This is a genomic window from Serratia sp. MYb239 (genome assembly GCF_002966855.1).
In the GTDB taxonomy this organism is placed as follows: domain Bacteria; phylum Pseudomonadota; class Gammaproteobacteria; order Enterobacterales; family Enterobacteriaceae; genus Serratia_B; species Serratia_B rhizosphaerae.
In genome coordinates this window covers 3,921,912-3,942,735 of record NZ_CP023268.1, presented here as the reverse complement: position 1 = coordinate 3,942,735, position 20,824 = coordinate 3,921,912, and the positions used below count along the sequence as shown (strand labels likewise).

The window sequence follows — 20,824 nt, the reverse complement described above, 5'->3', positions numbered from 1 at the left end:
GGATAGGTAACATATCGTCACAGTTTTCATCATCAGGCCATTCAAGCGCTTAGCGTCGGAATGACGGCTTTTTATACGCGCCGGACAACCTGCGCTGGTTTTCCGGTTGGCCGGCGTGTTATTCCTATCTCGTGTAAATGGCTATTTATTCTTAATAATTATAAGGTTATATCCTTTATTTAGCCCGATTTCACACCTCCATCACCCTAATTACGGGCGACCATTCCGGTCGGCCCGCGTTTGTTGTTGTTTGTCTCTGGTCCGCGGCGTCAGACGCCGGGACGCTTTAAGATTGGGAGCGTAATACATGCCTGTTTCTTTGTTGGCGCTGGCACTCAGTGCATTCGCCATCGGCACTACCGAGTTTGTCATTATGGGGTTGTTGCCCGACGTGGCGGGCGATCTGCAGGTTTCCATCCCCTCTGCGGGATGGTTAATCAGCGGCTATGCCCTCGGCGTGGCGATCGGCGCGCCGATTATGGCGCTGCTGACCGCGCGCCTGCCGCGTAAAAAAACGCTGTTGCTGCTGATGGCGATTTTTATTGTCGGCAACGTGATGTGCGCATTGGGCTATAGCTACGGCTTCCTGATGCTGGCGCGCATTATCACCGCCCTGTGTCACGGCGCTTTCTTTGGTATCGGTGCGGTGGTGGCCGCCAATCTGGTGGCCCCTAATCGTCGGGCTTCCGCAGTGGCGCTGATGTTTACCGGCCTGACGCTGGCTAACGTGCTGGGCGTGCCGCTGGGCACCGCGCTGGGGCAGGCGCTGGGATGGCGTTCCACCTTCTGGGCGGTGGCGCTGATTGGCGTTGCGGCGCTGCTGGCGCTGTACAGTAAATTGCCGACGGTCAGCGATGAGGCGCCGACCGAGCTGAAAAAAGAGCTGGCGGCGTTGCGCGGCGCCGGCGTCTGGCTGTCTCTGCTGATGACGGTGGCCTTTGCGGCGTCGATGTTTGCCCTGTTTACCTATATTGCGCCGCTGCTGACCGAGGTGACCGGCGTATCGCCGCAGGGCGTCAGCTGGACCCTGCTGCTGATGGGCGTCGGCCTGACGCTGGGCAATATTCTGGGCGGCCGGCTGGCGGACTGGCGGCTGGGCGTGACGCTGGCGGGGATCTTTCTGGCGATTGCGCTGTTTGCCGCATTATTCAGCTGGACCAGCGGCGCGCTGATCCCGGCGGAGATTACACTGTTCCTGTGGGCCGCTGCGTCGTTCGCCGCGGTGCCGGCGCTGCAGATCAATGTGGTGACCTACGGTAAGAAAGCGCCGAACCTGATCTCTACCCTGAATATCGCCGCCTTTAACCTGGGTAATGCGCTGGGCGCCTGGCTGGGCGGCCTGGTGATTGCCCGGGGGCTGGGGCTGACGGCGGTGCCGCTGGCGGCTGCGGCGATGGCGCTGGCGGGGTTGCTGCTGTGCCTGATTACCTTTGGCCGGGCGCGTCGCCGGGCTGCCGGGCAGTAAGCGCCGCCAGACGGGCGGGGAAAGACGCCGCCTGTTGGTGTAAATGATCGATAAAAGCGCTGACCAGCGTGGAAGAAGGGCGGTGCAGCGGCCGGATCAGGCTGACGGTGAACGGCACCTCGATGCTGAACGGTCGCAGTTCCACGCCGCCGGCGGCGGCATAGTCCAGCGCGGTCAGCGGGTTGACGATGGAGAGGCCGATGCCGGCCTGCACCATGGCGCAGACCGAAGCCGCGCTGTGGGTCTCCATCACCATGCGTCGGTTAACCTGCTGCTCGCTGAACAGCGCGTCCAGCAGCTGCCGGTAACTGTCGGTATTCGACAGGCTGATAAAATTCTCGCCGCCGAAGTCCTGCGGCGTGAGTTGGTCATTGGCCAGCAGCGGATGCCCGCTCGGCAGCACGCAGACCTCATTCAGCGTCATCAGCGGAATGCGCTCCGTGCCGGCCGGCGTCAGCGTATTCTCGGTCAGCCCCAGATCGTGGCGCTGCGCCGACAGCCACTCTTCCAGCAGCGGCGATTCCTGCGGCACCACGCTGAAGCTGACTTCCGGGTAGCGATCGAGAAACGGTCTGCATACCGCCGGCAACAGCGACTGTGAAAATACCGGCAGGCAGGCGATGGAAAGCTGCGCCTGGTGAAACTGGCGAATGCCGTCCGCCGCGGTCTTAATGCGTTCCAGGCCGTAATAGGAGCGCTGCACCTCTTCAAACAGCCGTAATCCCTCCACGGTCGCCACCAGGCGACCCCTGATCCGATCAAACAGCCGCAGCTGTACCTGCTTTTCAAAGCGCGCCAGCTCACGGCTGACGGTGGGCTGTGAGGTATGCAGCAGCGCGGCCGCTTCGGTGAGGTTGCCGGTGGTCATCACCGCATGGAAGATTTCAATTTGGCGCAGACTAATGGCGGACATGGCTTCTCCGGCGCGGGCTGAGACATAAAGCCATATCATAAATGAATAGACTTACGCTAAATAGATATTTTTCTCCCGCCCCGGCTTGCGGCACAATGGCGTCAACAGAATGCATCATTATTTGGGAATTGCCGCCATGCCACGCGCTTTACATGACACCTCCACCGCATTGAACGCCGCCAATTTACTCACGCTGCCGGCCCGCTTCGGCTGCCCGGTTTGGGCCTACGATGCGCAGATCGTCCGTGAACGTATCGCACAGCTGCGTCACTTTGACGTGATCCGCTTCGCCCAGAAGGCCTGTTCGAATATTCATATTCTGCGCCTGATGCGCGAGCAGGGCGTCCGGGTGGATTCCGTATCGCTGGGAGAAATTGAGCGTGCGCTGCATGCCGGCTATCAGCCGGGTGGTGAAGAGATTGTCTTTACTGCCGACGTGCTGGATCAGGCGACGCTGGCGCGCGTCTGCGAGCTGAAAGTTCCGGTAAATGCCGGTTCTATCGATATGCTGGAGCAGTTGGGGCAGCACGATGACGGGCACCCGGTGTGGCTGCGCATCAACCCGGGCTTTGGTCATGGGCACAGCCAGAAAACCAATACCGGTGGTGAAAACAGCAAGCACGGCATTTGGTATGCCGATTTGCCGCAGGCGGTGGAAGTGATTCAACGCCATGGCCTGAAGCTGCTGGGCGTACATATGCATATTGGCTCAGGCGTGGATTATCAGCATCTGGAGCGTGTATGCGACGCCATGGTGCAGCAGGTGATTGCGCTGGGGATGGATATTGGGGCGATTTCCGCCGGCGGCGGCCTGTCGATTCCGTATCAGGCCGGCGAAGAGGCGATCGATACCGAACACTATTTTGGCCTGTGGAACAGCGCGCGCGAGCGCATTGCCGCCCACCTGGGGCACCCGGTCAAACTGGAGATCGAGCCGGGGCGCTTCCTGATGGCCGAGGCGGGCGTGCTGGTAGCGGAAGTGCGCGCGGTGAAAGATATGGGCAGCCGTCACTTTGTGTTGGTCGACGCCGGTTTTAACGACCTGATGCGCCCGGCAATGTACGGCAGCTATCACCATATTTCGCTGCTGCCTGCCGACGGACGCGCTACCGATGCTCAACCGCTGCGCGATACGGTGATTGCCGGGCCGCTGTGCGAATCCGGCGATGTGTTTACCCAGCAGGCGGGCGGCGGGGTGGAAACCCGGGCATTGCCGCCGGTGCAGGTGGGCGACTATCTGGTGTTCCACGACACCGGCGCTTACGGTTCCTCCATGTCCTCCAACTACAACAGCCGGCCGCTGCTGCCGGAGGTCCTGTTTGATCGGGGTGAGGCGCGGCTGATTCGTCGCCGGCAGACCATTGAAGAGCTGATCGCGCTGGAACAGGTATAACGCAGGCGCGGGCGCCCGCTAGCCGGCATAGGGACCGGGCGCCACCGACTCACGCAGCCTCAATTCGCCGGTAAACGGCGTCAAAGGTTGTACCTCTTCGCCGTTAAGCAGCCGGAACGCCTGGGCGATAGCGGCTTCAATCATCATATCGATCGGCAGATAGACGGTAGAGAGCGCCGGCTGCAGATAGGCGGCGCTAGGTTCGTCATCGAAACCAAAAATAGATACGTCCTGCGGCAGACGTTTGCCGGCCTGACACAGCGCCTTCATGGCGCCGATCGCCATGTCGTCATTGCTGGCGAACAGCGCGCTGAAATCGACGCGGGCATTCAGCAGCGTTTGGCAGCCGTGATACCCGCTGGGTACGCTGCTGTCGCCGTGCGCCACCCGCGCCGCGTCAAAAGCAATCTGATGGTGCTCGAGCGCCTGCCGATAACCCGCCAGCCGCGCCTGAGCGGTCGGCGTGGCGATCGGGCCGGTAATACAGGCTATTTCCCGGTGTCCCTGCGCAATCAGATAGGTAACCGCATCGAACGCCGCCTGCTGCTGTTCGAAGAACACGCAGCGCTCGCGCGCCAGAGGCAGATCGCGGTTGATCACCATCACCGGCACCGGCAGGCGCTCAAACAGCGCCATCAGCGCCGCTTCATCGGTAAAACGGGTGTAGAGAATAATGGCGTCGCAGCGGCGGTCGGCCAGCAGTTGTACCGCCTGCAGCTCATCCTCCGGCGTATCGTGTCCGTCGGTCACCACCAAATGTTTGCCGCTGGCTTCGATCAGTTTGGCGGCCTGACGCAGCAGCCGGCCGAAATAGGGGCCGTCGAAATTGGACACCACCAGGCCGATGCTGTTGGAACTTTTGTTAGCCAGCGACTGGGCGAGAAAGTTCGGCCGGTAGCCCAACTCATCCATCGCTTTGAACACCGCATCCCGCGTGCTCTTTTTCACCTGTCCGGTGCCATTTAACACGCGCGATACCGTGGCTTTCGACACGCCCGCGCGAATGGATACATCCAACATGGTGATCATGACTGGCTAACCTCTGTCTGCAAACGTCCGCTGTGGAAATGCTGGCAGTCTAGCATAGCGGCAGCCCAAGGGCAGCGCGCGACATCATGCCGGATTGGCGAACACTTCCTGACGCAGCAGCACGATCTCCTGCGCCAGATCGTGGCACAGCATGGCGGTCATCAAATGATCCTGTGCGTGCACCATGATCAGATTCACCGGGATCTTGCCCGCGCCTTCATCCAGGCCGATCAATTGCGTCTGTACGGCGTGCGCCGCGCGGGAGGCGGCTTGTGATGCCGCCAGCGCCTCCTCCGCCTGCTGCCACTGCCGCTGACGGGCCGCCTGAATTGCCGTCATGGCGTGAGATCGCGCTTCACCCGCATTGATCAATAATTCCATTACCGTCTGCTCCAGATCTATGCTCATTCTATGTCCACCGGTATACCAAAATTGGTTTTTTCATCATATTGGAATTCCAATATTGACTTGTGAGAGTGCGATCACAGAAAAATAATCCAGTTAACCTATTTTTTGGTATGCCAAATCGCGAGAGACGCGGTACGCGAATCGGTCATCTGATCAAGCACAACACAATAGGGGCGTGTCATGTCATTTCGGGACCGGCTTATAGACTCTCTGGGAGCCTTTGCCAATAAATTCAACAGTTACAGATATATAATGGCTATCAAGGCATCGTTTATTACGCTGATGCCGGTAATTATCGTCGGCGCTTTTTCGGTGCTGATCTCGAATATGGTGATGGATCCCAAGAATGGTCTGGCGAGCTTCGCCATGTTCTCATTCCTGGCGGATCTGAAACCGATCATGAGCAGCATCAACTACGCCACGCTGAGTTTCCTCAATATCGGCGCGGTGTTTCTGATTGGCATAGAACTGGGCAAGATCAACGGCTCGCGATCGCTGTTTCCGGGGCTGCTGGCGGTGATCTGCTTTATCGCCGTCACGCCGACCAACGTCGAGCTGATGGTGAATGACCAGATGCAGATGGTGAAAGACGTGCTGGCCAAGCAGTTCTCCGATACCCGCAGTCTGTTCCTCGGTATGTTTATCGCCATTTTATCCGTGGAGATCTATTCCAAACTGGAAACGCTCGATCGCCTGAAGATCAAGATGCCGGAAAGCGTGCCGCCCAACGTCTCCGCCTCATTCTCGGCGCTGATCCCGGCGATCATCACCGTGGTGGCGATCGCCACGCTGGGGTTTGTCTTCCACCGCGTCAGCGGCATTTATCTGTATGACGCCGTCTATCAGGTAGTGCAGCGGCCGCTGGAGACGGTGGTGCAGAGCCTGCCGGGGATCCTGATCCTGATGTTTGTCGCCCAGCTGTTTTGGGTGATCGGCATCCACGGCAATCAGATGGTGAAACCGATCCGCGAGCCGCTGTTGCTGGGCGCCATCATGGTCAATATGACCGCCTTCGAGCAGGGGAAAGAGATCCCGAATATCATCACCATGCCGTTTTGGGACGTTTATATGAGCATCGGCGGTTCCGGCATTACGCTGGGCCTGCTGTTTGCGGTGATGATCGCTACCCGGCGCAAAGAGATGCGTGAAATCAGCAAGCTGTCGCTGGGACCGAGCTTTTTCAATATCAATGAACCGGTGATCTTCGGCATGCCGATCATGCTGAATCCGATCCTGGCGATCCCCTTCATTATCACGCCGTTGATCACCGGCACTATCGGCTACTTCGCTACCAGCATCGGTTTTGCCGGCAAGGCGGTGGTGATGGTGCCGTGGACCACGCCGCCGATCATCAACGCCTGGCTGTCTACTGCCGGTTCGATGGGCGCGGTGGTAACCCAGCTGATCTGCATCGTGGTCGCCACGATTATCTATCTGCCGTTTGTCAAAGTCGCCGCCCGCCGCGCGGAACAGGCGGAGCAACCCGTTATTCAGAACGCATGAGGTGAGCAATGAGTCAGGTTTCAATGGAGATTCCCCAGGATTTTATTCTCGGCGCGGCGGCTTCCGCCTGGCAGACCGAGGGCTGGAGCGGCAAAAAACAGGGGCAGGATTCCTATCTCGATCTGTGGTACCAGCATGACCGTCACGTCTGGCATAACGGCTACGGCCCGGCGGTGGCGACGGACTTTATCAACCGCTACCGCGAAGACGTGGCGCTGATGAAGCAGAGCGGCGTCGGCCACTATCGCACCTCCATCAACTGGTCGCGCTTTCTGACCGACTATGAGCAGGGCGTGGTGGATGAAGAGTATGCGAGCTATATCGACGCGCTGCTCGATGAGATGAAGCAGCAGGGCATCGAGCCGATGCTGTGTCTGGAGCACTATGAGCTGCCGGGCTACCTGCTGGAAAAATATGACGGCTGGCGCTCCAAACGGGTGGTGGAGCTGTTCGTGCTGTACGCCCGGCGGGTGTTTGAGCGCTTCGGCGGCAAAGTCACACGCTGGTTTACCTTTAACGAACCGGTGGTGGTGCAGACGCGGGTCTATCTGGATGCGATCCGCTGGCCGTATGAGCAGAACACCAACACGTGGATGCAGTGGAACCACCATAAGAATCTGGCGACCGCCAAAGTGGTGCAATGCTTCCGCCAGATGGGCTGTGCCGGCAGCATCGGCGTGATCCTTAACCCGGAGGTCACCTACGCCCGCTCCGGCGCGTCGCACGACCAGCGCGCCGCCGAGCTGTACGATCTGTTCTACAGCCGTGTGTTCCTCGACCCGGCGATTAAAGGCGAATATCCGGCGGAGCTGCTGACCCTGCTGCAGCAGCACGACGTCAGCGTTGACTGGACGGCGGAGGAGATGGCGACGATCCGCGATAACACCGTGGACGAGGTGGGCATCAATCTCTACTACCCGCACCGGGTCAAGGCGCCGAGTCGCGCATGGTGTAGCACCACGCCGTTTCATCCGGCGATGTATTACGAGCACTTTGAGTTGCCGGGGCGGCGGATGAACCGTTCGCGCGGCTGGGAGATCTATCCGCGCATCGTATACGACATGGCGCTGCGCCTGCGCGATGAGTACGGCAACATTCCGTGGTTTATCTCGGAAAACGGCATGGGCATTGAGCAGGAAGAACGCTTCAAAAATGCCGAGGGGGAAATTCAGGACGATTACCGCATTGAATTTATCCGCGAGCATATTTACTGGGCGCTGAAGGCGCGCGAAGAGGGAGCCAACTGCCAGGGCTATATGCTGTGGGCCTTCACGGACAACGTATCGCCGATGAACGCCTTTAAAAATCGTTATGGCCTGATAGAAATAGATTTGGACAACCAGCGCAACCGGCGGCAGAAAAAGTCGGCGCATTGGTTCCGCGCGCTGAGCGAGAGCCGCCGTCTGAGCTTCACCCTCGATGATGAAAACCGATAAGGAGTGACCGATGAAACGTATCGTACTGGCCTGCTCGGCGGGCATGTCCACCTCGCTGGTGGTGACCAAGATGGAAAAAGAGGCGCAGACGCGCGGGCTGGAGCTGAAGATTTACGCCATTCCCGAGCAGAACCTGCGTGATGAGCTGCAAAGTTACGGCGGCGATATTCTTGCGGTGCTGCTTGGCCCGCAGGTGCGCTTCAAGCTGACAGAAAATAAAAAGCTTACCGACGCGTATCAGATCCCGATTGCGGTGATCGATTCTGTGGCGTATGGCTCGTTAAACGGCGCAAAAGTACTCGATCAGGCGCTGGGTTTGGTAGACTAATCTGATTGTGAACCTACACAGGCCAGATACCTCGCCGCCGGCGGGGTATGGCATGGACAGACGTTTTTCAGGGTGAAACGGTGGATAAAGTCGTGATTCCGCAGGAAAAAAAGCAGTATCAGGAAATTGGCCGGGACCTGCGGCAGAAAATTCAGCAGGGCCATTTCGCCATTGGCACGCGCCTGCCCCCGGAGCGCAATATTGCCGAAACCTACGGCGTCAGCCGTACTATCGTGCGTGAAGCGCTGTTAATGCTGGAGTTGGAAGGAACGGTGGATATCCGCCAGAGCTCCGGCGTTTATGTCATACGCATTCCCAATGAAAACGCGGAGGAAGAGGATCCTATCCTGCACGGCGAAGTCGGGCCGTTTGAAATGCTGCAGGCGCGTCAGCTGCTGGAAAGCAATATCGCCGCCTTTGCCGCCAAAATGGCCACCAAAACGGATATCGAAAATCTGCGCCGCACGCTGGAGCAGGAACAGCGCGCCATCGTCGCCAATGATGAAAGCGGCGACAACGACAAAATGTTCCATTTGCTGATTGCCGGCGCCACGCAGAACCAGATGCTGCTGGACACGGTAAAAAGCATCTGGCAGCGGCGGGAGGCCAGCCCGCTGTGGCAACAGCTGCACAGCCGCATCGCCACCAAAGGCTACCGGCTGAAATGGCTGGCGGACCACCAGAACATTTTGGCTGCGCTGCGCCGCCGCGACGTGATGGGGTCGTATCAGGCGATGTGGCAGCATATGGAAAACATCAAGGGCACGCTGATGGAGCTTTCCGACGTCGATGCGCCGGAATTTGACGGTTACCTGTTTGAGTCGGTGCCGATCTTCCAGGGCAAGCTGGTGTAATACGCGCTTAGCGCGTCTCTGACGCCTTGCCCAGGCTGGCGACGGAGTGGCGTCGCACCAGCGTCGGGCTGAACATATTGGTGATTTCCGGCAGTGGCTGGTTGTTGGCCAGCGCCAGCGCCAGTTCCGCCGCCTGCGTCGCCATGGCGACCACCGGGTAGTGGATGGTGGTCAGTCTGGGGCGCAGATAGCGTGAAATCAGCACGTCATCAAAGCCGATCAGCGACATCTGGCCCGGCACGTCGATGCTGTTATCGCTCAGCACCGACAGCGCGCCGGCGGCAACCGGGTCGTTATAACAGGTAACGGCGGTGAATTTTTTGCCGCGGCCGAGCAGTTCAGTCATTGCCTGCTCGCCGCCGATCTCATCCGGTTCGCCATAGGCGATCAGCTTCTCATCCACCGCAATGCCGTGTTCCTGTAGCGCGTCCAGATAGCCTTGCAGACGGTCGGCGGCGTCGGAAATCTGGTGGGTGGAGCAGATAATGGCGATGCGCTGATGGCCCTGCTGAATCAGATGACGCGTGGCCAGCCAGGCGCCGTAGCGATCGTCCAGCGCGACGCAGCGCTGCTCAAATCCCGGCAGCGTACGGTTGATCAACACCATGCCGGGGATCTGCCGCATCCAGCCGCTCAGCTCATCATCGGTCAGCTTTTTGGCATGCACCACCAGCGCAGCGCAGCGGTGACGCACCAGCTGTTCGATCGCCTGACGCTCTTTTTCCGCCTCATGGTAACCGTTGCCAATCAGCAGGAAATTATGCGTGGCATACGCCACCTGCTCGACGGCTTTCACCATGGTGCCGAAGAACGGGTCCGAGACGTCGGCCACCACCAGACCGAGGGTTTCGGTTGACTGCTGCGCCAGCGCGCGGGCGTTGGCGTTCGGGTGATACTGCAGCTGTTCCATGGCGGCCAGCACCGCGTTACGCGAGGTTTCGCTGGCTTTGGGGGAATGGTTTATTACGCGAGACACCGTGGCTACGGAAACACCCGCCAGCCTGGCAACATCCTTTATCGTAGCCATATTTGCTTCAACTTATCCTAGGGTAATCGCTTACATTCCTCAGTCTTACGGAAAACAGCGCGGGCTGCAAGTTATTGCCCGCGTGTCTGTGGCGTCACCGGCAGATTTTGGTCGGCGAGCCGGCTTTTTTGCAGGTAAAAGTCAGTGCGTTAGCGAAAAGTATGGGTGAAGATGCCGCCTCGGGCGATTGCCGAGCCGGTAAAGCTGACTAAACGGTATGGTTATTCTGTCGCGATAAATAACGTTTTTATTGCTGCCAATAATATAAAAATATCGATATTAATAATTAATTCATTCTATTTGTTGATATATAAAAGTCGAAAACTCTCGGTCGTGTCATATTTATCATTATCTATTGCCCTTATACTTTATTTTAATTATTTGTTTATCAAGGAGAGAGTGATGAAAAAATCATTGGGGAAAGGAATATGTTTGCCATTATTTACCGCTGCGGCATCGATATTATTCGCCGCCACTTTTATGCCTGCCACTTCATTGGCCCAGAGTAAGTTTAACATGTCTGGTTTTTTACAGCAGAATCCTGACTTTAAGCCCGGCGCCGCCAACTGGTCAGCGCAAGAGTTGATGCCTGATATGTCCTCCTATGTTACAACCTACACAGACAATGGATTAATCTTGGTTAAACTCTCGCTGGAAAAGTATAGCAAGTTCGGTAATCATGCCGTTTTACATCAATGTGAAAGGATAGGGGATAAGTATATCCGCTGCGGTTTTTCTTATCAGCCGTATAGCGCCGGCTCTCGACCTGTTAGCTATAGAGTAACCTATATGCTGACTCCCCCTAGCTATTATCCGAATATATTAAGGTGTTCTGTCGATGGCTACTTTAATTACGGCTATCAGGAGTGCGTTACGAAAAATGACTGGCGCGGTTTATTAAATTGACGCCTCGCGGCGGGCTGTCCGGCCCGCCCTGTTGACCGCGTCAGGCCCGGCGCCGCGCTGAGGTGATTTGTTCTTGGGCGCAGCGCGGCGGCGGTGTTATTTTAGGGCCATCATTTGCTACCTGAGTACATCATGCCGATTAAACGTTATCCGCAACTTGCACACTGGGGGGCGTATACCGCCGTGGTGGAAGACGGGCGGCTGATTCGCTGCGAACCTTTCGCCAACGATCCGCACCCTTCGCCGATGCTGGACTCCATTGTTCCGATGACCTATTCGCCGACGCGCATCCGCAAGCCGGCGGTGCGGCGTTCATGGCTGCAAAAGCGTGAGGGCAGCGACCGCACGCTGCGCGGGCGCGAGGATTTCGTCGAGGTCGACTGGGACGTGGCGCTCGATCTGGTGGCGGAAGAGAACCGCCGGGTGCGCGATCGCTACGGCGCGTCGGGCCTGTTTTGCGGCTCCTACGGCTGGTCCTCCGCCGGGCGGCTGCATCACGCCAGCTCGCAGCTGCGTCGCTTTTACTTCGCCGGCGGCGGCGGCGTTGACCAGATGGGCAACTACAGCTGGGGGGCGGCGCAGTTCTTTCTGCCGTATGTGATCGGCAACTTTGCGCCGCTGACCGGGCAGGCGACCAGCTGGCCGAACGTGGTGGAGCACTGCGAACTCTTCCTGGCGTTCGGCGGTCTGGCGCTGAAAAATTCCCAGGCCTCCTTCGGCGGCGCGGCGGAACACTCGCTGAAGTCATGGCTGGAGAAGCTGGCGGCCAAGGGGACGCCGATCGTCAGTATCAGCCCGACGCGCGACGACACTCCGGCCTTTATCAATGCCGAATGGATCCCGATCCGCCCTAATACCGACGTGGCGCTGATGCTGGCGTTAGGCTATGAGATTCAGCGTAACGGCGCATTGGACAACGATTTTCTGTCCAGCCACTGCGTGGGTTACCCGCAGCTGGCGGATTATCTGTGCGGCGTGAGTGACGGGGTGGCCAAAACGCCGCAGTGGGCCAGCGCGATCACCGGCATTCCGGCCGCGCGGATTGTGCGTCTGGCGCAGCAGCTCAGCGGTGCCCGCAGCTTCCTCACCTGCTCCTATTCGGTACAGCGCGCCCACCGTGGCGAGCAGCCTTACTGGATGATGATCGCCCTGTCGGCGATGCTGGGGCAAATTGGTCTGCCGGGCGGTGGCTTCTCCTTCGGCTATGGCGCGATGAACGGCATGGGCAACCCGCGGCTGAACACGCCGGCCCCCAGCCTGCCGGTCGGCGATAATCCGGCCGGGCTGGCGATTCCGGTGGCGCGTATTTGCGACATGCTGCTGCAGCCGGGCGAACCCTATTCGTTTTGCGGTGAAACCCGGGAGTACCCGGATATTCACCTGGTGCACTGGGCCGGCGGCAACCCGTTCCATCATCACCAGCAGCTGAACCGGCTGGTGGCCGGTTGGCAAAAACCGGATACGGTGATTGTGCAGGACATCTGGTGGACTGCCGCAGCGAAAATGGCGGATATCGTGCTGCCGGCGACCAGCGCGCTGGAGCGTAATGATATTGGCGGCTCGGCGCGCGATCCCTACGTGCTGGCGATGCATCAGGCGATCGCGCCGCAGCATCAGGCGCGCAATGATTTTGATATTTTCGCCGATCTGGCGGATCGTCTTGGCTATCGCCAGCAATTTACCGAGGATCGCAACGAGCGGCAGTGGATTGAGCATATTTATCAGCGCTGCGGACAGGCGCAGATCCAGGCCGGCGTAGCATGGCCGGAGTTTGACGAGTTCTGGCAACGGGGCCATGTGAAGCTGCCGGCGCCGAAGCAGGACACGGTGTTTCTGGACGCATTCCGTGCCGATCCGCAGGCGCATGCGCTGCGAACGCCCAGCGGCAAAATCGAGTTGTTCAGTGAAAAAATCGCCGGCTATCGCTATGACGATTTCGCGCCGCATCCGCAGTGGCAGCCGCCGGTCGAGTGGCTGGGGGCTGAGTTGGCGAAGCAGTGGCCGCTGCATTTGATCACCGTTCAGCCGGCCGACCGTCTGCACAGCCAGCTGGATCCGTCGCCGCAGGCGCAGGCCAATAAAACGGCCGGACGCGAAACGCTGCTGATGCACCCGCATGATGCGGCGCCGCGCGCGCTTGCCGACGGCGCGCTGGTGAAGGTGGTCAATGGTCGCGGCGGCTGTCTGGCCGGGGTGCGGATCACGGACGGCGTGACGCCCGGCGTGGTGGTGATGGCGACCGGCGCTTGGTTCGATCCGGGCTTCGGCGCAGAGCGCCACGAACTGGAACAGGCCGGCAACCCTAATGTGCTGACGCTGGATATCGGTACCTCGCCGCTGACGCAGGGGCCTAACGCCATGAGCTGCCTGGTGGAGGTCTGCGCGCCATAGGCCGCACCGGGGAACGCTGAGATTTTATTGCGCTATTAATGAGGATAACCAGAAATTTACAGCTGGTTTCATTTCAAGCATAACTCTTGCGATTCCTCGGTAGTTTCTTAATCGGCACCTCTCTAAAGTAGGTAGTCCCAGAGGTATTGATTGGTGAGAAATCAACATACTCTGTATGTTGAAGCCATTTTCAATTGCACCAACCTACGCAGATGCGTAGGTTTTTTTTTGCCGGTCGTATAGTATCCTTTCCCTTACAACGTGTTATGCCGCCCAATGACTGGGGGATAACGTGCTAACGCTTATCTGGCCGTCGCTGCCAGAATGCTACAGGGAGAGTCGTATGTTCATGTCTGTTATGCGCACGCTGTTTCGCCTGCTATTTCGCGTGCGTGTTGAAGGGGATGCCCGGCATCTTAATCAGCAGAAGCTGCTGATTACCCCCAACCATGTCTCATTTTTGGATGGCGTGCTGTTGGCGCTGTTTTTACCGATCAAGCCGGTGTTTGCCGTTTATTCCAGCGTGTCTGACAGCTGGTTTATGCGCTGGCTGAAGCCCTACATCGATTTCGTTTTCCTCGATCCTACCAAGCCGATGGCGGTTAAACATCTGGTGCGTGAAGTGCAGAAGGGGCGGCCGATTGTGGTCTTCCCCGAAGGACGCATAACCGTTACCGGTTCTCTGATGAAAGTCTATGACGGCGCGGCGTTTATTGCCGCCAAGTCCGGCGCGACGGTGGTGCCGATCCGCATTGACGGGCCGGAGTTCAGCCTGTTCGGCCGTATGAAAGGCGTGTTTAAACTGCGCGCGTTCCCGCAGATTACCCTCCACATTCTGCCGCCGACGCTGCTGCCGATGCCGGAAGCGCCGCGCGCCCGCGACCGCCGCGTGCTGGCGGGCGACCATCTGTATCAGATAATGCTGCAGGCGCGCATGGCGACCCGACAGCCGCAGACGCTGTTTGGCGCGCTGCTGGCGGCGCAAAAGCGCTACGGCGCCGGTAAGCCCTGCATTGAAGATATCGCCTTTAAGGAAGACAGCTACCGCACGTTGATTAAAAAATCTCTGGGCGTCAGCCGTATCCTGCAGCGGTTTACCGCCGAAGGCGAGCATGTCGGTATGCTGTTGCCGAACGCCACCATTACCGCCGCGGCGATATTTGGCGCTTCGCTGCGCCGGCGCATCCCGGCGATGCTGAACTACACGGCCGGTTCCAACGGCCTGAAAAGCGCGATGACCGCGGCAACCATTAAAACCATCGTCACCTCGCGTCAGTTTTTGGAAAAGGGCAAGCTGACCCATTTGCCGGAACAGGTGCCGGAAGCCAACTGGGTTTATCTGGAAGATCTGAAAGATACCGTCACGCTGGCGGATAAGCTGTGGATCCTGCGCCATCTGCTGCAGCCGCAGCGCGCCATGCTGCCGCAGCAGGCCGATGACGCCGCGCTGGTGCTGTTTACCTCCGGTTCGGAAGGCCATCCGAAAGGCGTGGTGCACTCGCACGCCAGCCTGCTGGCCAACGTGGAGCAGATCCGCACCATTGCCGACTTTACGCCGCGCGACCGCTTTATGTCCTCATTGCCGCTGTTCCATTCATTCGGCCTGACGGTCGGGCTGTTGACGCCGCTGATGACCGGCAGCCGGGTATTCCTGTATCCCAGCCCGCTGCACTATCGTGTGGTGCCGGAGCTGGTGTACGACCTGAACTGTACCGTGCTGTTCGGCACCGCGACCTTCCTGAACAACTACGCCCGCTTTGCCCATCCGTATGACTTTGCCCGCGTGCGTTACGTGGTGGCCGGCGCGGAAAAACTGGCGGAGAGCACCAAACAGATTTATCAGGACAAATACGGCATCCGCATTCTGGAAGGCTACGGCGTGACCGAATGTGCGCCGGTGGTGTCGATCAACGTGCCGCTGGCGACCAAGGTGGGCACCGTCGGGCGCATTATGCCGCAGATGGAGGCGCGCCTGATGCCGGTGGCCGGCATTGAGGAAGGGGGACGCCTGCAGTTGCGCGGGCCGAACATCATGAAGGGCTACCTGCGCGTTGAACGTCCGGGCGAGCTGGAGCCGCCTGCCGCTGAAGATGAAAACGGCAATCTGCAGCCGGGCTGGTACGATACCGGCGATATTGTCACGCTGGACGAGCAGGGATACTGCACCATTCGCGGCCGGGTGAAGCGTTTTGCCAAACTGGCCGGTGAGATGATTTCGTTGGAGATCGTCGAGCAGCTGGCGCTGCGTGCGGCGCCGGACGGCCATCACGCCGCGACGGTGAAAAGCGACAGCAGCAAAGGCGAAGCCCTGGTGCTATACACCACCGACAGCGAACTGACCCGCGATGCCTTGCTGCGCGCTGCGCGTGAGCAGGGTACGCCGGAGCTGGCGGTGCCGCGTGATATTCGCTGGCTCAAGACGCTGCCGGTGCTGGGCAGCGGCAAGCCGGATTACGTCACCCTGCGTAACATGGCCGAACAGCCGGAGAATGCATCATGAGCCAAACGTTGAGCGACAACGCGCCGTTGCTGTCGCGCGGCATGATCGCGGTGATTTGCGCGCAATTTTTATCGGCATTTGGCGACAATGCGCTGCTGTTTGCCACGCTGGCGCTGATTAAACAGCAGCTCTACCCCGACTGGAGCCAGCCAATTCTGCAGATGGCGTTTGTGGCGACCTATATCATTCTGGCACCGTTTGTCGGCCAGTTCGCCGACAGCTTTTCCAAAGGGCGGGTGATGATGGTGGCTAACGCGCTGAAATTGGCGGGTGCGCTGGCAATTTGTCTGGGGCTTAACCCGTTCCTGGGTTACAGCCTGGTAGGTATCGGCGCGGCGGCCTATTCGCCGGCCAAATACGGCATCCTGGGTGAAATCACCAGCGGTGAAAAACTGGTTAAAGCCAACGGATTGATGGAGGCCTCAACCATCGCTGCGATCCTGATAGGTTCGGTGGCCGGCGGGCTGTTGGCGGACTGGCATATCCTGATCGCGCTGGCGGTGTGTGCGCTGGTGTACGCAGCGGCGGTGGTGGCGAATCTGTATATTCCGCGGCTGGCGGCGGCGCGGCCGGCGCAGTCATGGCACCCGCGTGCCATGACGCGCAGCTTTTTTGCCGCCTGTGTCACTCTGTGGCGCGACGGCCAAACGCGTTTCTCACTGATTGGCACCAGCCTGTTCTGGGGAGCCGGGGTGACGCTGCGCTTCCTGCTGGTGTTATGGGTGCCGGTGGCGCTGGGAATCGTCGATAACGCCACGCCGACGCTGCTCAATGCGATGGTGGCGGTGGGCATCGTGGTCGGAGCCGGTGTGGCTGCGCGTTTTGTCACGCTGGAAACGGTCAAGCGTTGCATGCCCGCCGGTATTTTAATCGGCGTCGCGGTGGCGTTCTTTGCGCTGCAGACCACCATGTTTAACGCTTATGCACTGCTGCTGGTTATCGGCATGCTGGGCGGTTTCTTTGTGGTGCCGCTGAATGCGCTGTTGCAGGAGCGCGGTAAACATTCCGTCGGCGCCGGCAATGCGATTGCCGTGCAAAACCTCGGAGAAAATACCGCGATGCTGCTGATGTTGGGCCTGTATTCGCTGGTGGTAAAAATCGGCGTGCCGGTGGTTGGCGTCGGCATTGGGTTCGGCGTGGTATTTGCGCTGGCGATTAGCGTGTTGTGGTTCTCCCAGCGTCGGAGTTAATAAAAAAATAGGGCGCAGTATAACGCTGCGCCCTGAAGCAATAACCTGTTAACCATAATATTAATAGAGGGGTTATGAATCGGCGTTATATTTTACGTCAGACCCAGTGAAGTGACGGCGTAAATTCAGTCAGCAACCTACTGCACCAACCTAACGTTGTTAAACCTGACAAATGACACGATTCGTGTTTGATTATACGATCGCCTAACCCCTTGTCCAGTAAGGCGGATCAAATACAAGAGCATTCTGGATATTAAAGGAGGTTATTTCCTGAGGAATATAAACTCCAGGTATTTATTATTTAAATTAGCGGCTGGGATATATTTTATCAGCGCCAGTGATAAAGAACGGGACGGTATTTCCGTCCCGCTCTGGCGTAATGCTTTACGGCGCCGGGATGGTAAAGCGGCTGTGAATTTCTTCCAACTGTTGCAGTACTTCCTCATCCAGCGTCAGGTTGAAGCTGTCGATATTGGTCTTCAGCTGCTCAAGCGTTGTTGCGCCTAATAGCGTACTGGCGACAAATGGCTGCTGTCTGACAAAGGCCAGCGCCATTTGCGACGGATCCAGACGGTGCTTTTTCGCCAGCGCGACGTATTCGGCGATTGCCCGTTGCGCCTGCGGCGAGGAATAGCGGGTAAAGCGGCTGAACAGCGTATTGCGCGCGCCCGCCGGTTGGGCGCCGTTCAGGTATTTACCGCTCAGCGTGCCGAAGGCCAGACTGGAGTAAGCCAGCAGTTCCACGCCTTCAAACTGGCTGATTTCCGCCAGACCGATCTCAAAACTGCGGTTAAGCAGGCTGTACGGGTTCTGAATGGAGACCATGCGCGGCAGTTCATGCTTTTCCGCCAGGTGCAGGTAGCGCATGACGCCGTACGGCGTTTCATTGGAGACGCCGATATAACGTATCTTGCCGGCGCGTACCTGCTCATTCAGCGCTTCCAGCGTTTCCAGCAGCGTAACCGTCGCCATTTCATCGCTGTATTGATAGTTCAGCTTGCCGAAGTAGTTGGCGCTGCGCTGCGGCCAGTGCAACTGATACAAATCGAGGTAGTCGGTATTGAGGCGCTTCAGGCTGTCGTCCAGCGCGGCGCGGATATTTTTGCGGTCCAACGCCTGCTGCGGACGGATGGCGCTGTCGTTATTGCGCGTCGGGCCGGCGACTTTACTGGCCAGCACGATTTTCTCGCGGTTGCCGCGCGCCTTGATCCAACTGCCGATATAGCGCTCGGTCAACCCCTGGGTTTCCGGACGCGGCGGTACCGGATACATCTCGGCGGTGTCTATCAGATTGATACCAGCAGCCAGTGCGTAATCCAGCTGTGCGTGCGCATCGGCCTCACTGTTTTGTTCGCCAAAGGTCATTGTGCCCAGTCCCAGCACGCTCACTTCTAAAGAACTGTGGGGAATTCGGTGGTATTGCATTAACGGCCTTCCTTAACTTATGTCGCGCGACGGGCGGCGCCCGGTGTTACTGCCGCCGGCTCAGGTTGACGCCGGTAAGGCTATTGATACCTTGTCCGACTATAACCAAGCTGTGTGGATGGTGAAAGGGGATTTACGCGACGGGAGAAGAGCAGGCTACCGCGGGGGGCGATAGCCATAGCGGAACGCAATCAGCGCTCGATAACCTGAGAAACCTGGTCGCCGTTGATCTGGCGATAGTTGCCTTTTTCATCTTGGTAGCTGATAAGGCCGGTGTCTTTATCGATCTCGGGCTTGCCCTGGGTCAGAATCATATTGCCGTCTTTGGTCGCCATCACGTAGTCGCTGGAGCAACCGGTTAAGCCAACCATCATTGCCAGTGCGGCGGCGGCCATTACCCACTTTTTCATACTGCGGATCCTCAATAGGAAAGAATATTTATAAGATTAGCAAATTAACGCCGGGAACTTGTCTCAGATAACTCTTATCTCCCAGAGGATAAAGAAGAAAGGCGCTAACGGCGCGCCTTTTATTGCTTATTCTGCGTTCGTCGATTTTTTGCCGCGCATCAGGTTGAGCGCTTCGACCGTCATGGAGAAGAACATGGCGAAATAGATATAGCCTTTTGGCACGTGCACCTGGAAGCTTTCCAGCATCAGGGTGAAACCGACCAGGATCAGAAACGCCAGCGCCAGCATCTTCACTGACGGGTGGCGGTCGACGAACTCGCCGATTGGCCGGGCGGCGAACATCATCACGCCGACGGCGATCACCACGGCGGCCATCATGATAAACAGATGATCGGACAAACCAACGGCGGTAATCACCGAATCCAGACTGAAGATAATATCCAGCAGCATAATCTGCACGATGGCGCCGAAGAAGCTGTGCACCTTGGTGTGGTGCTCCTCTTCCGTGCCCTCAATGGTTTCATGGATCTCTTTGCTGGCTTTCCAGATCAGGAACAGGCCGCCGAGCAGCAGAATTAAATCTCTGGCGGAGATATCATGCTCCATCACGCTGAACAGCGGATGGGTGAGGCGGATCACCCAGGCGATGGACGCCAACAGGGCCAGACGCATCAGCATCGCGGCCGCCAGCCCCATTCTGCGCGCCTTGTTTTGCTGCGCCTTTGGCAGCTTCGCCACCACCAGGGACAGGAAGATGATGTTATCGATACCCAAAACGATCTCAAGTATGGTCAGCGTACCTAACGCCAACCAGGCATTGGGATCCATAATCCATTCAAACATTGCCCAGTACACCTTAAAAAATTCAAAGGGAAAATTATACGCATTTATTGGTCCGGCGGCACCGTTGATTAAACGCAAATTAAACGACAGCGATTTAGATTAAGAAATGTCTTGCCAATAGCGCCGCGGTGAAACTCTTTTTCAGATAGAAACCGCGCGGCAGCGTCATGATCGGCTGCCCCTGCTCGCCGATGGCTTCGGTCAGCGCTTTACTGTTGGCGGCCTTGGGGCGCAGCTGCAGGACTTCACCGTGGCGTGCGGTGATGCGTTCGACATGGCCGAGTACGATCAGATCCATCAGCTCTTCCCAGTCGCGCCGCAGCATCTCATCCTCTTCTTCGTTAGGGCTCCACAACAGCGGCGAACCGATGCGCCGCTGCGCCAGCGGAATTTGCCGTTCGCCTTCCACCGGGATCCAGAGGACGCGCGCCAGTTTATGGCGCACATGGCTGCTCTGCCAGGTGACGCCGCTGTTGCCGGTCAGCGGGGCAACGCAGACAAAGGTGGTTTCCAGCGGCTTGCCGGCGGCGTCGATCGGAATAGTTTTCAACTCAATACCCAGTTCGGGGAAATCCTGTTCTGGCTTACTGCCGGCCATGGCGCCGAGATACAGCTCCAGCAGCATGCCGACCCAGCCCTTATCGCGTTTCAGATTTGCCGGGATGGCGATCTGCGCCCGGGCGGCCAATTCGCCAAGACTAAACCCCGCCAGACGCTGGGCGCGTTCCAGGAGCTGTTGTTCGTTTTCCGGCGGAGGCGGCAGAGGGGATAAAAACGCCATAAATTAAAGCCTGTTTCTGGTG

General features: G+C 58.3%; 18 protein-coding genes. 10 read left to right on the top strand and 8 right to left on the bottom strand.

What is annotated here, in order from left to right; translation table 11 throughout:
• Nucleotides 1–307 precede the first annotated feature (307 nt).
• Nucleotides 308–1,465 (top strand): MFS transporter, encoded by a 1,158-nt coding sequence (locus CLM71_RS18885; RefSeq protein WP_105232353.1) that lies wholly within the window; start codon nt 308–310, stop codon nt 1,463–1,465.
• Here the strand turns inward: CLM71_RS18885 and CLM71_RS18880 are convergent.
• Entirely contained in the window at nt 1,425–2,378 is a 954-nt protein-coding gene (locus tag CLM71_RS18880; protein ID WP_105232352.1) for a LysR family transcriptional regulator, read from the bottom strand. The genes CLM71_RS18885 and CLM71_RS18880 overlap by 41 nt on opposite strands.
• 136 nt (nt 2,379–2,514) lie before the next feature.
• Between CLM71_RS18880 and lysA the strand changes: the two genes are divergently transcribed.
• Nucleotides 2,515–3,771 carry a diaminopimelate decarboxylase gene (gene lysA, locus CLM71_RS18875; protein ID WP_105233499.1) on the top strand — a complete coding sequence of 419 codons (1,257 nt, stop codon included), beginning with the start codon at nt 2,515–2,517 and terminating at the stop codon, nt 3,769–3,771.
• Nucleotides 3,772–3,789: 18 nt separating this feature from the next.
• On the opposite strand, the gene CLM71_RS18870 is transcribed toward lysA, so the two are convergent.
• Both CLM71_RS18870 and CLM71_RS18865 read right to left on the bottom strand, forming a co-directional pair.
• A complete protein-coding gene (locus CLM71_RS18870; protein ID WP_105232351.1) occupies nt 3,790–4,800 on the bottom strand; it encodes a LacI family DNA-binding transcriptional regulator in 1,011 nt (336 codons plus the stop codon).
• An 84-nt stretch (nt 4,801–4,884) separates the two neighbouring features.
• The gene (locus CLM71_RS18865) at nt 4,885–5,208 is read right to left on the bottom strand and encodes a PTS lactose/cellobiose transporter subunit IIA (protein ID WP_105232350.1); all 324 of its coding nucleotides are present in this window, start codon (nt 5,206–5,208) and stop codon (nt 4,885–4,887) included.
• A 180-nt stretch (nt 5,209–5,388) separates the two neighbouring features.
• Here CLM71_RS18865 and CLM71_RS18860 point away from each other — a divergent pair, with 180 nt between their 5' ends.
• The 4 genes from CLM71_RS18860 to CLM71_RS18845 all read left to right on the top strand — a co-directional run bounded on the left by CLM71_RS18860 (nt 5,389) and on the right by CLM71_RS18845 (nt 9,329).
• The gene (locus CLM71_RS18860) at nt 5,389–6,711 is read left to right on the top strand and encodes a PTS sugar transporter subunit IIC (RefSeq protein ID WP_105232349.1); all 1,323 of its coding nucleotides are present in this window, start codon (nt 5,389–5,391) and stop codon (nt 6,709–6,711) included.
• Nucleotides 6,712–6,719: 8 nt separating this feature from the next.
• Nucleotides 6,720–8,147 (top strand): glycoside hydrolase family 1 protein, encoded by a 1,428-nt coding sequence (locus CLM71_RS18855; protein ID WP_105232348.1) that lies wholly within the window; start codon nt 6,720–6,722, stop codon nt 8,145–8,147.
• Nucleotides 8,148–8,157: 10 nt separating this feature from the next.
• Complete coding sequence (locus CLM71_RS18850; RefSeq protein WP_105232347.1) at nt 8,158–8,475, top strand: PTS sugar transporter subunit IIB; 318 nt, start codon at nt 8,158–8,160, stop codon at nt 8,473–8,475.
• 80 nt (nt 8,476–8,555) lie between these two features.
• Nucleotides 8,556–9,329, top strand: coding sequence for an FCD domain-containing protein (locus CLM71_RS18845; protein WP_105233497.1), 774 nt, complete (start codon nt 8,556–8,558; stop codon nt 9,327–9,329).
• A gap of 7 nt (nt 9,330–9,336) precedes the next feature.
• Here the strand turns inward: CLM71_RS18845 and galR are convergent, their stop codons facing one another.
• Nucleotides 9,337–10,356, bottom strand: coding sequence for an HTH-type transcriptional regulator GalR (gene galR / locus CLM71_RS18840; RefSeq protein WP_105232346.1), 1,020 nt, complete (start codon nt 10,354–10,356; stop codon nt 9,337–9,339).
• A gap of 402 nt (nt 10,357–10,758) precedes the next feature.
• Here galR and CLM71_RS24040 point away from each other — a divergent pair, with 402 nt between their 5' ends.
• The 4 genes from CLM71_RS24040 (at nt 10,759) to lplT (ending at nt 17,343) form a co-directional block, all read left to right on the top strand.
• The gene (locus CLM71_RS24040) at nt 10,759–11,262 is read left to right on the top strand and encodes a hypothetical protein (protein ID WP_158684833.1); all 504 of its coding nucleotides are present in this window, start codon (nt 10,759–10,761) and stop codon (nt 11,260–11,262) included.
• Nucleotides 11,263–11,394: 132 nt separating this feature from the next.
• Nucleotides 11,395–13,653 carry a molybdopterin guanine dinucleotide-containing S/N-oxide reductase gene (locus tag CLM71_RS18835; protein WP_105232345.1) on the top strand — a complete coding sequence of 753 codons (2,259 nt, stop codon included), beginning with the start codon at nt 11,395–11,397 and terminating at the stop codon, nt 13,651–13,653.
• Between the two features lie 343 nt (nt 13,654–13,996).
• Nucleotides 13,997–16,153, top strand: a complete 2,157-nt coding sequence (aas, locus tag CLM71_RS18830; RefSeq protein WP_105232344.1) for a bifunctional acyl-ACP--phospholipid O-acyltransferase/long-chain-fatty-acid--ACP ligase — start codon at nt 13,997–13,999, stop codon at nt 16,151–16,153.
• Nucleotides 16,150–17,343 carry a lysophospholipid transporter LplT gene (gene lplT, locus CLM71_RS18825; RefSeq protein WP_105232343.1) on the top strand — a complete coding sequence of 398 codons (1,194 nt, stop codon included), beginning with the start codon at nt 16,150–16,152 and terminating at the stop codon, nt 17,341–17,343. The genes aas and lplT overlap by 4 nt, the downstream gene beginning before the upstream one ends.
• 384 nt (nt 17,344–17,727) lie before the next feature.
• Here lplT and CLM71_RS18820 read toward each other — a convergent pair whose 3' ends face one another.
• The 4 genes from CLM71_RS18820 to mutH form a co-directional block, all read right to left on the bottom strand.
• Complete coding sequence (locus CLM71_RS18820; RefSeq protein ID WP_105232342.1) at nt 17,728–18,768, bottom strand: NADP(H)-dependent aldo-keto reductase; 1,041 nt, start codon at nt 18,766–18,768, stop codon at nt 17,728–17,730.
• Nucleotides 18,769–18,959: 191 nt separating this feature from the next.
• Nucleotides 18,960–19,178, bottom strand: a complete 219-nt coding sequence (locus CLM71_RS18815; RefSeq protein ID WP_105232341.1) for a YgdI/YgdR family lipoprotein — start codon at nt 19,176–19,178, stop codon at nt 18,960–18,962.
• A 126-nt stretch (nt 19,179–19,304) separates the two neighbouring features.
• A complete protein-coding gene (locus CLM71_RS18810) occupies nt 19,305–20,021 on the bottom strand; it encodes a TerC family protein (protein ID WP_105232340.1) in 717 nt (238 codons plus the stop codon).
• A gap of 94 nt (nt 20,022–20,115) precedes the next feature.
• Complete coding sequence (gene mutH / locus CLM71_RS18805; RefSeq protein ID WP_105232339.1) at nt 20,116–20,802, bottom strand: DNA mismatch repair endonuclease MutH; 687 nt, start codon at nt 20,800–20,802, stop codon at nt 20,116–20,118.
• Between the last annotated feature and the right edge of the window lie 22 nt (nt 20,803–20,824).

Bases quoted from the DNA above. Each gene is read 5' to 3' on its own strand.
- CLM71_RS18885 (WP_105232353.1), top strand. From the start codon at position 308: ATGCCTGTTTCTTTGTTGGCGCTGGCACTCAGTGCATTCGCCATCGGC.
- CLM71_RS18880 (WP_105232352.1), bottom strand. From the start codon at position 2,378: ATGTCCGCCATTAGTCTGCGCCAAATTGAAATCTTCCATGCGGTGATG.
- lysA (WP_105233499.1), top strand. From the start codon at position 2,515: ATGCCACGCGCTTTACATGACACCTCCACCGCATTGAACGCCGCCAAT.
- CLM71_RS18870 (WP_105232351.1), bottom strand. From the start codon at position 4,800: ATGATCACCATGTTGGATGTATCCATTCGCGCGGGCGTGTCGAAAGCC.
- CLM71_RS18865 (WP_105232350.1), bottom strand. From the start codon at position 5,208: ATGAGCATAGATCTGGAGCAGACGGTAATGGAATTATTGATCAATGCG.
- CLM71_RS18860 (WP_105232349.1), top strand. From the start codon at position 5,389: ATGTCATTTCGGGACCGGCTTATAGACTCTCTGGGAGCCTTTGCCAAT.
- CLM71_RS18855 (WP_105232348.1), top strand. From the start codon at position 6,720: ATGAGTCAGGTTTCAATGGAGATTCCCCAGGATTTTATTCTCGGCGCG.
- CLM71_RS18850 (WP_105232347.1), top strand. From the start codon at position 8,158: ATGAAACGTATCGTACTGGCCTGCTCGGCGGGCATGTCCACCTCGCTG.
- galR (WP_105232346.1), bottom strand. From the start codon at position 10,356: ATGGCTACGATAAAGGATGTTGCCAGGCTGGCGGGTGTTTCCGTAGCC.
- CLM71_RS24040 (WP_158684833.1), top strand. From the start codon at position 10,759: ATGAAAAAATCATTGGGGAAAGGAATATGTTTGCCATTATTTACCGCT.
- CLM71_RS18835 (WP_105232345.1), top strand. From the start codon at position 11,395: ATGCCGATTAAACGTTATCCGCAACTTGCACACTGGGGGGCGTATACC.
- aas (WP_105232344.1), top strand. From the start codon at position 13,997: ATGTTCATGTCTGTTATGCGCACGCTGTTTCGCCTGCTATTTCGCGTG.
- lplT (WP_105232343.1), top strand. From the start codon at position 16,150: ATGAGCCAAACGTTGAGCGACAACGCGCCGTTGCTGTCGCGCGGCATG.
- CLM71_RS18820 (WP_105232342.1), bottom strand. From the start codon at position 18,768: ATGCAATACCACCGAATTCCCCACAGTTCTTTAGAAGTGAGCGTGCTG.
- CLM71_RS18815 (WP_105232341.1), bottom strand. From the start codon at position 19,178: ATGAAAAAGTGGGTAATGGCCGCCGCCGCACTGGCAATGATGGTTGGC.
- CLM71_RS18810 (WP_105232340.1), bottom strand. From the start codon at position 20,021: ATGTTTGAATGGATTATGGATCCCAATGCCTGGTTGGCGTTAGGTACG.
- mutH (WP_105232339.1), bottom strand. From the start codon at position 20,802: ATGGCGTTTTTATCCCCTCTGCCGCCTCCGCCGGAAAACGAACAACAG.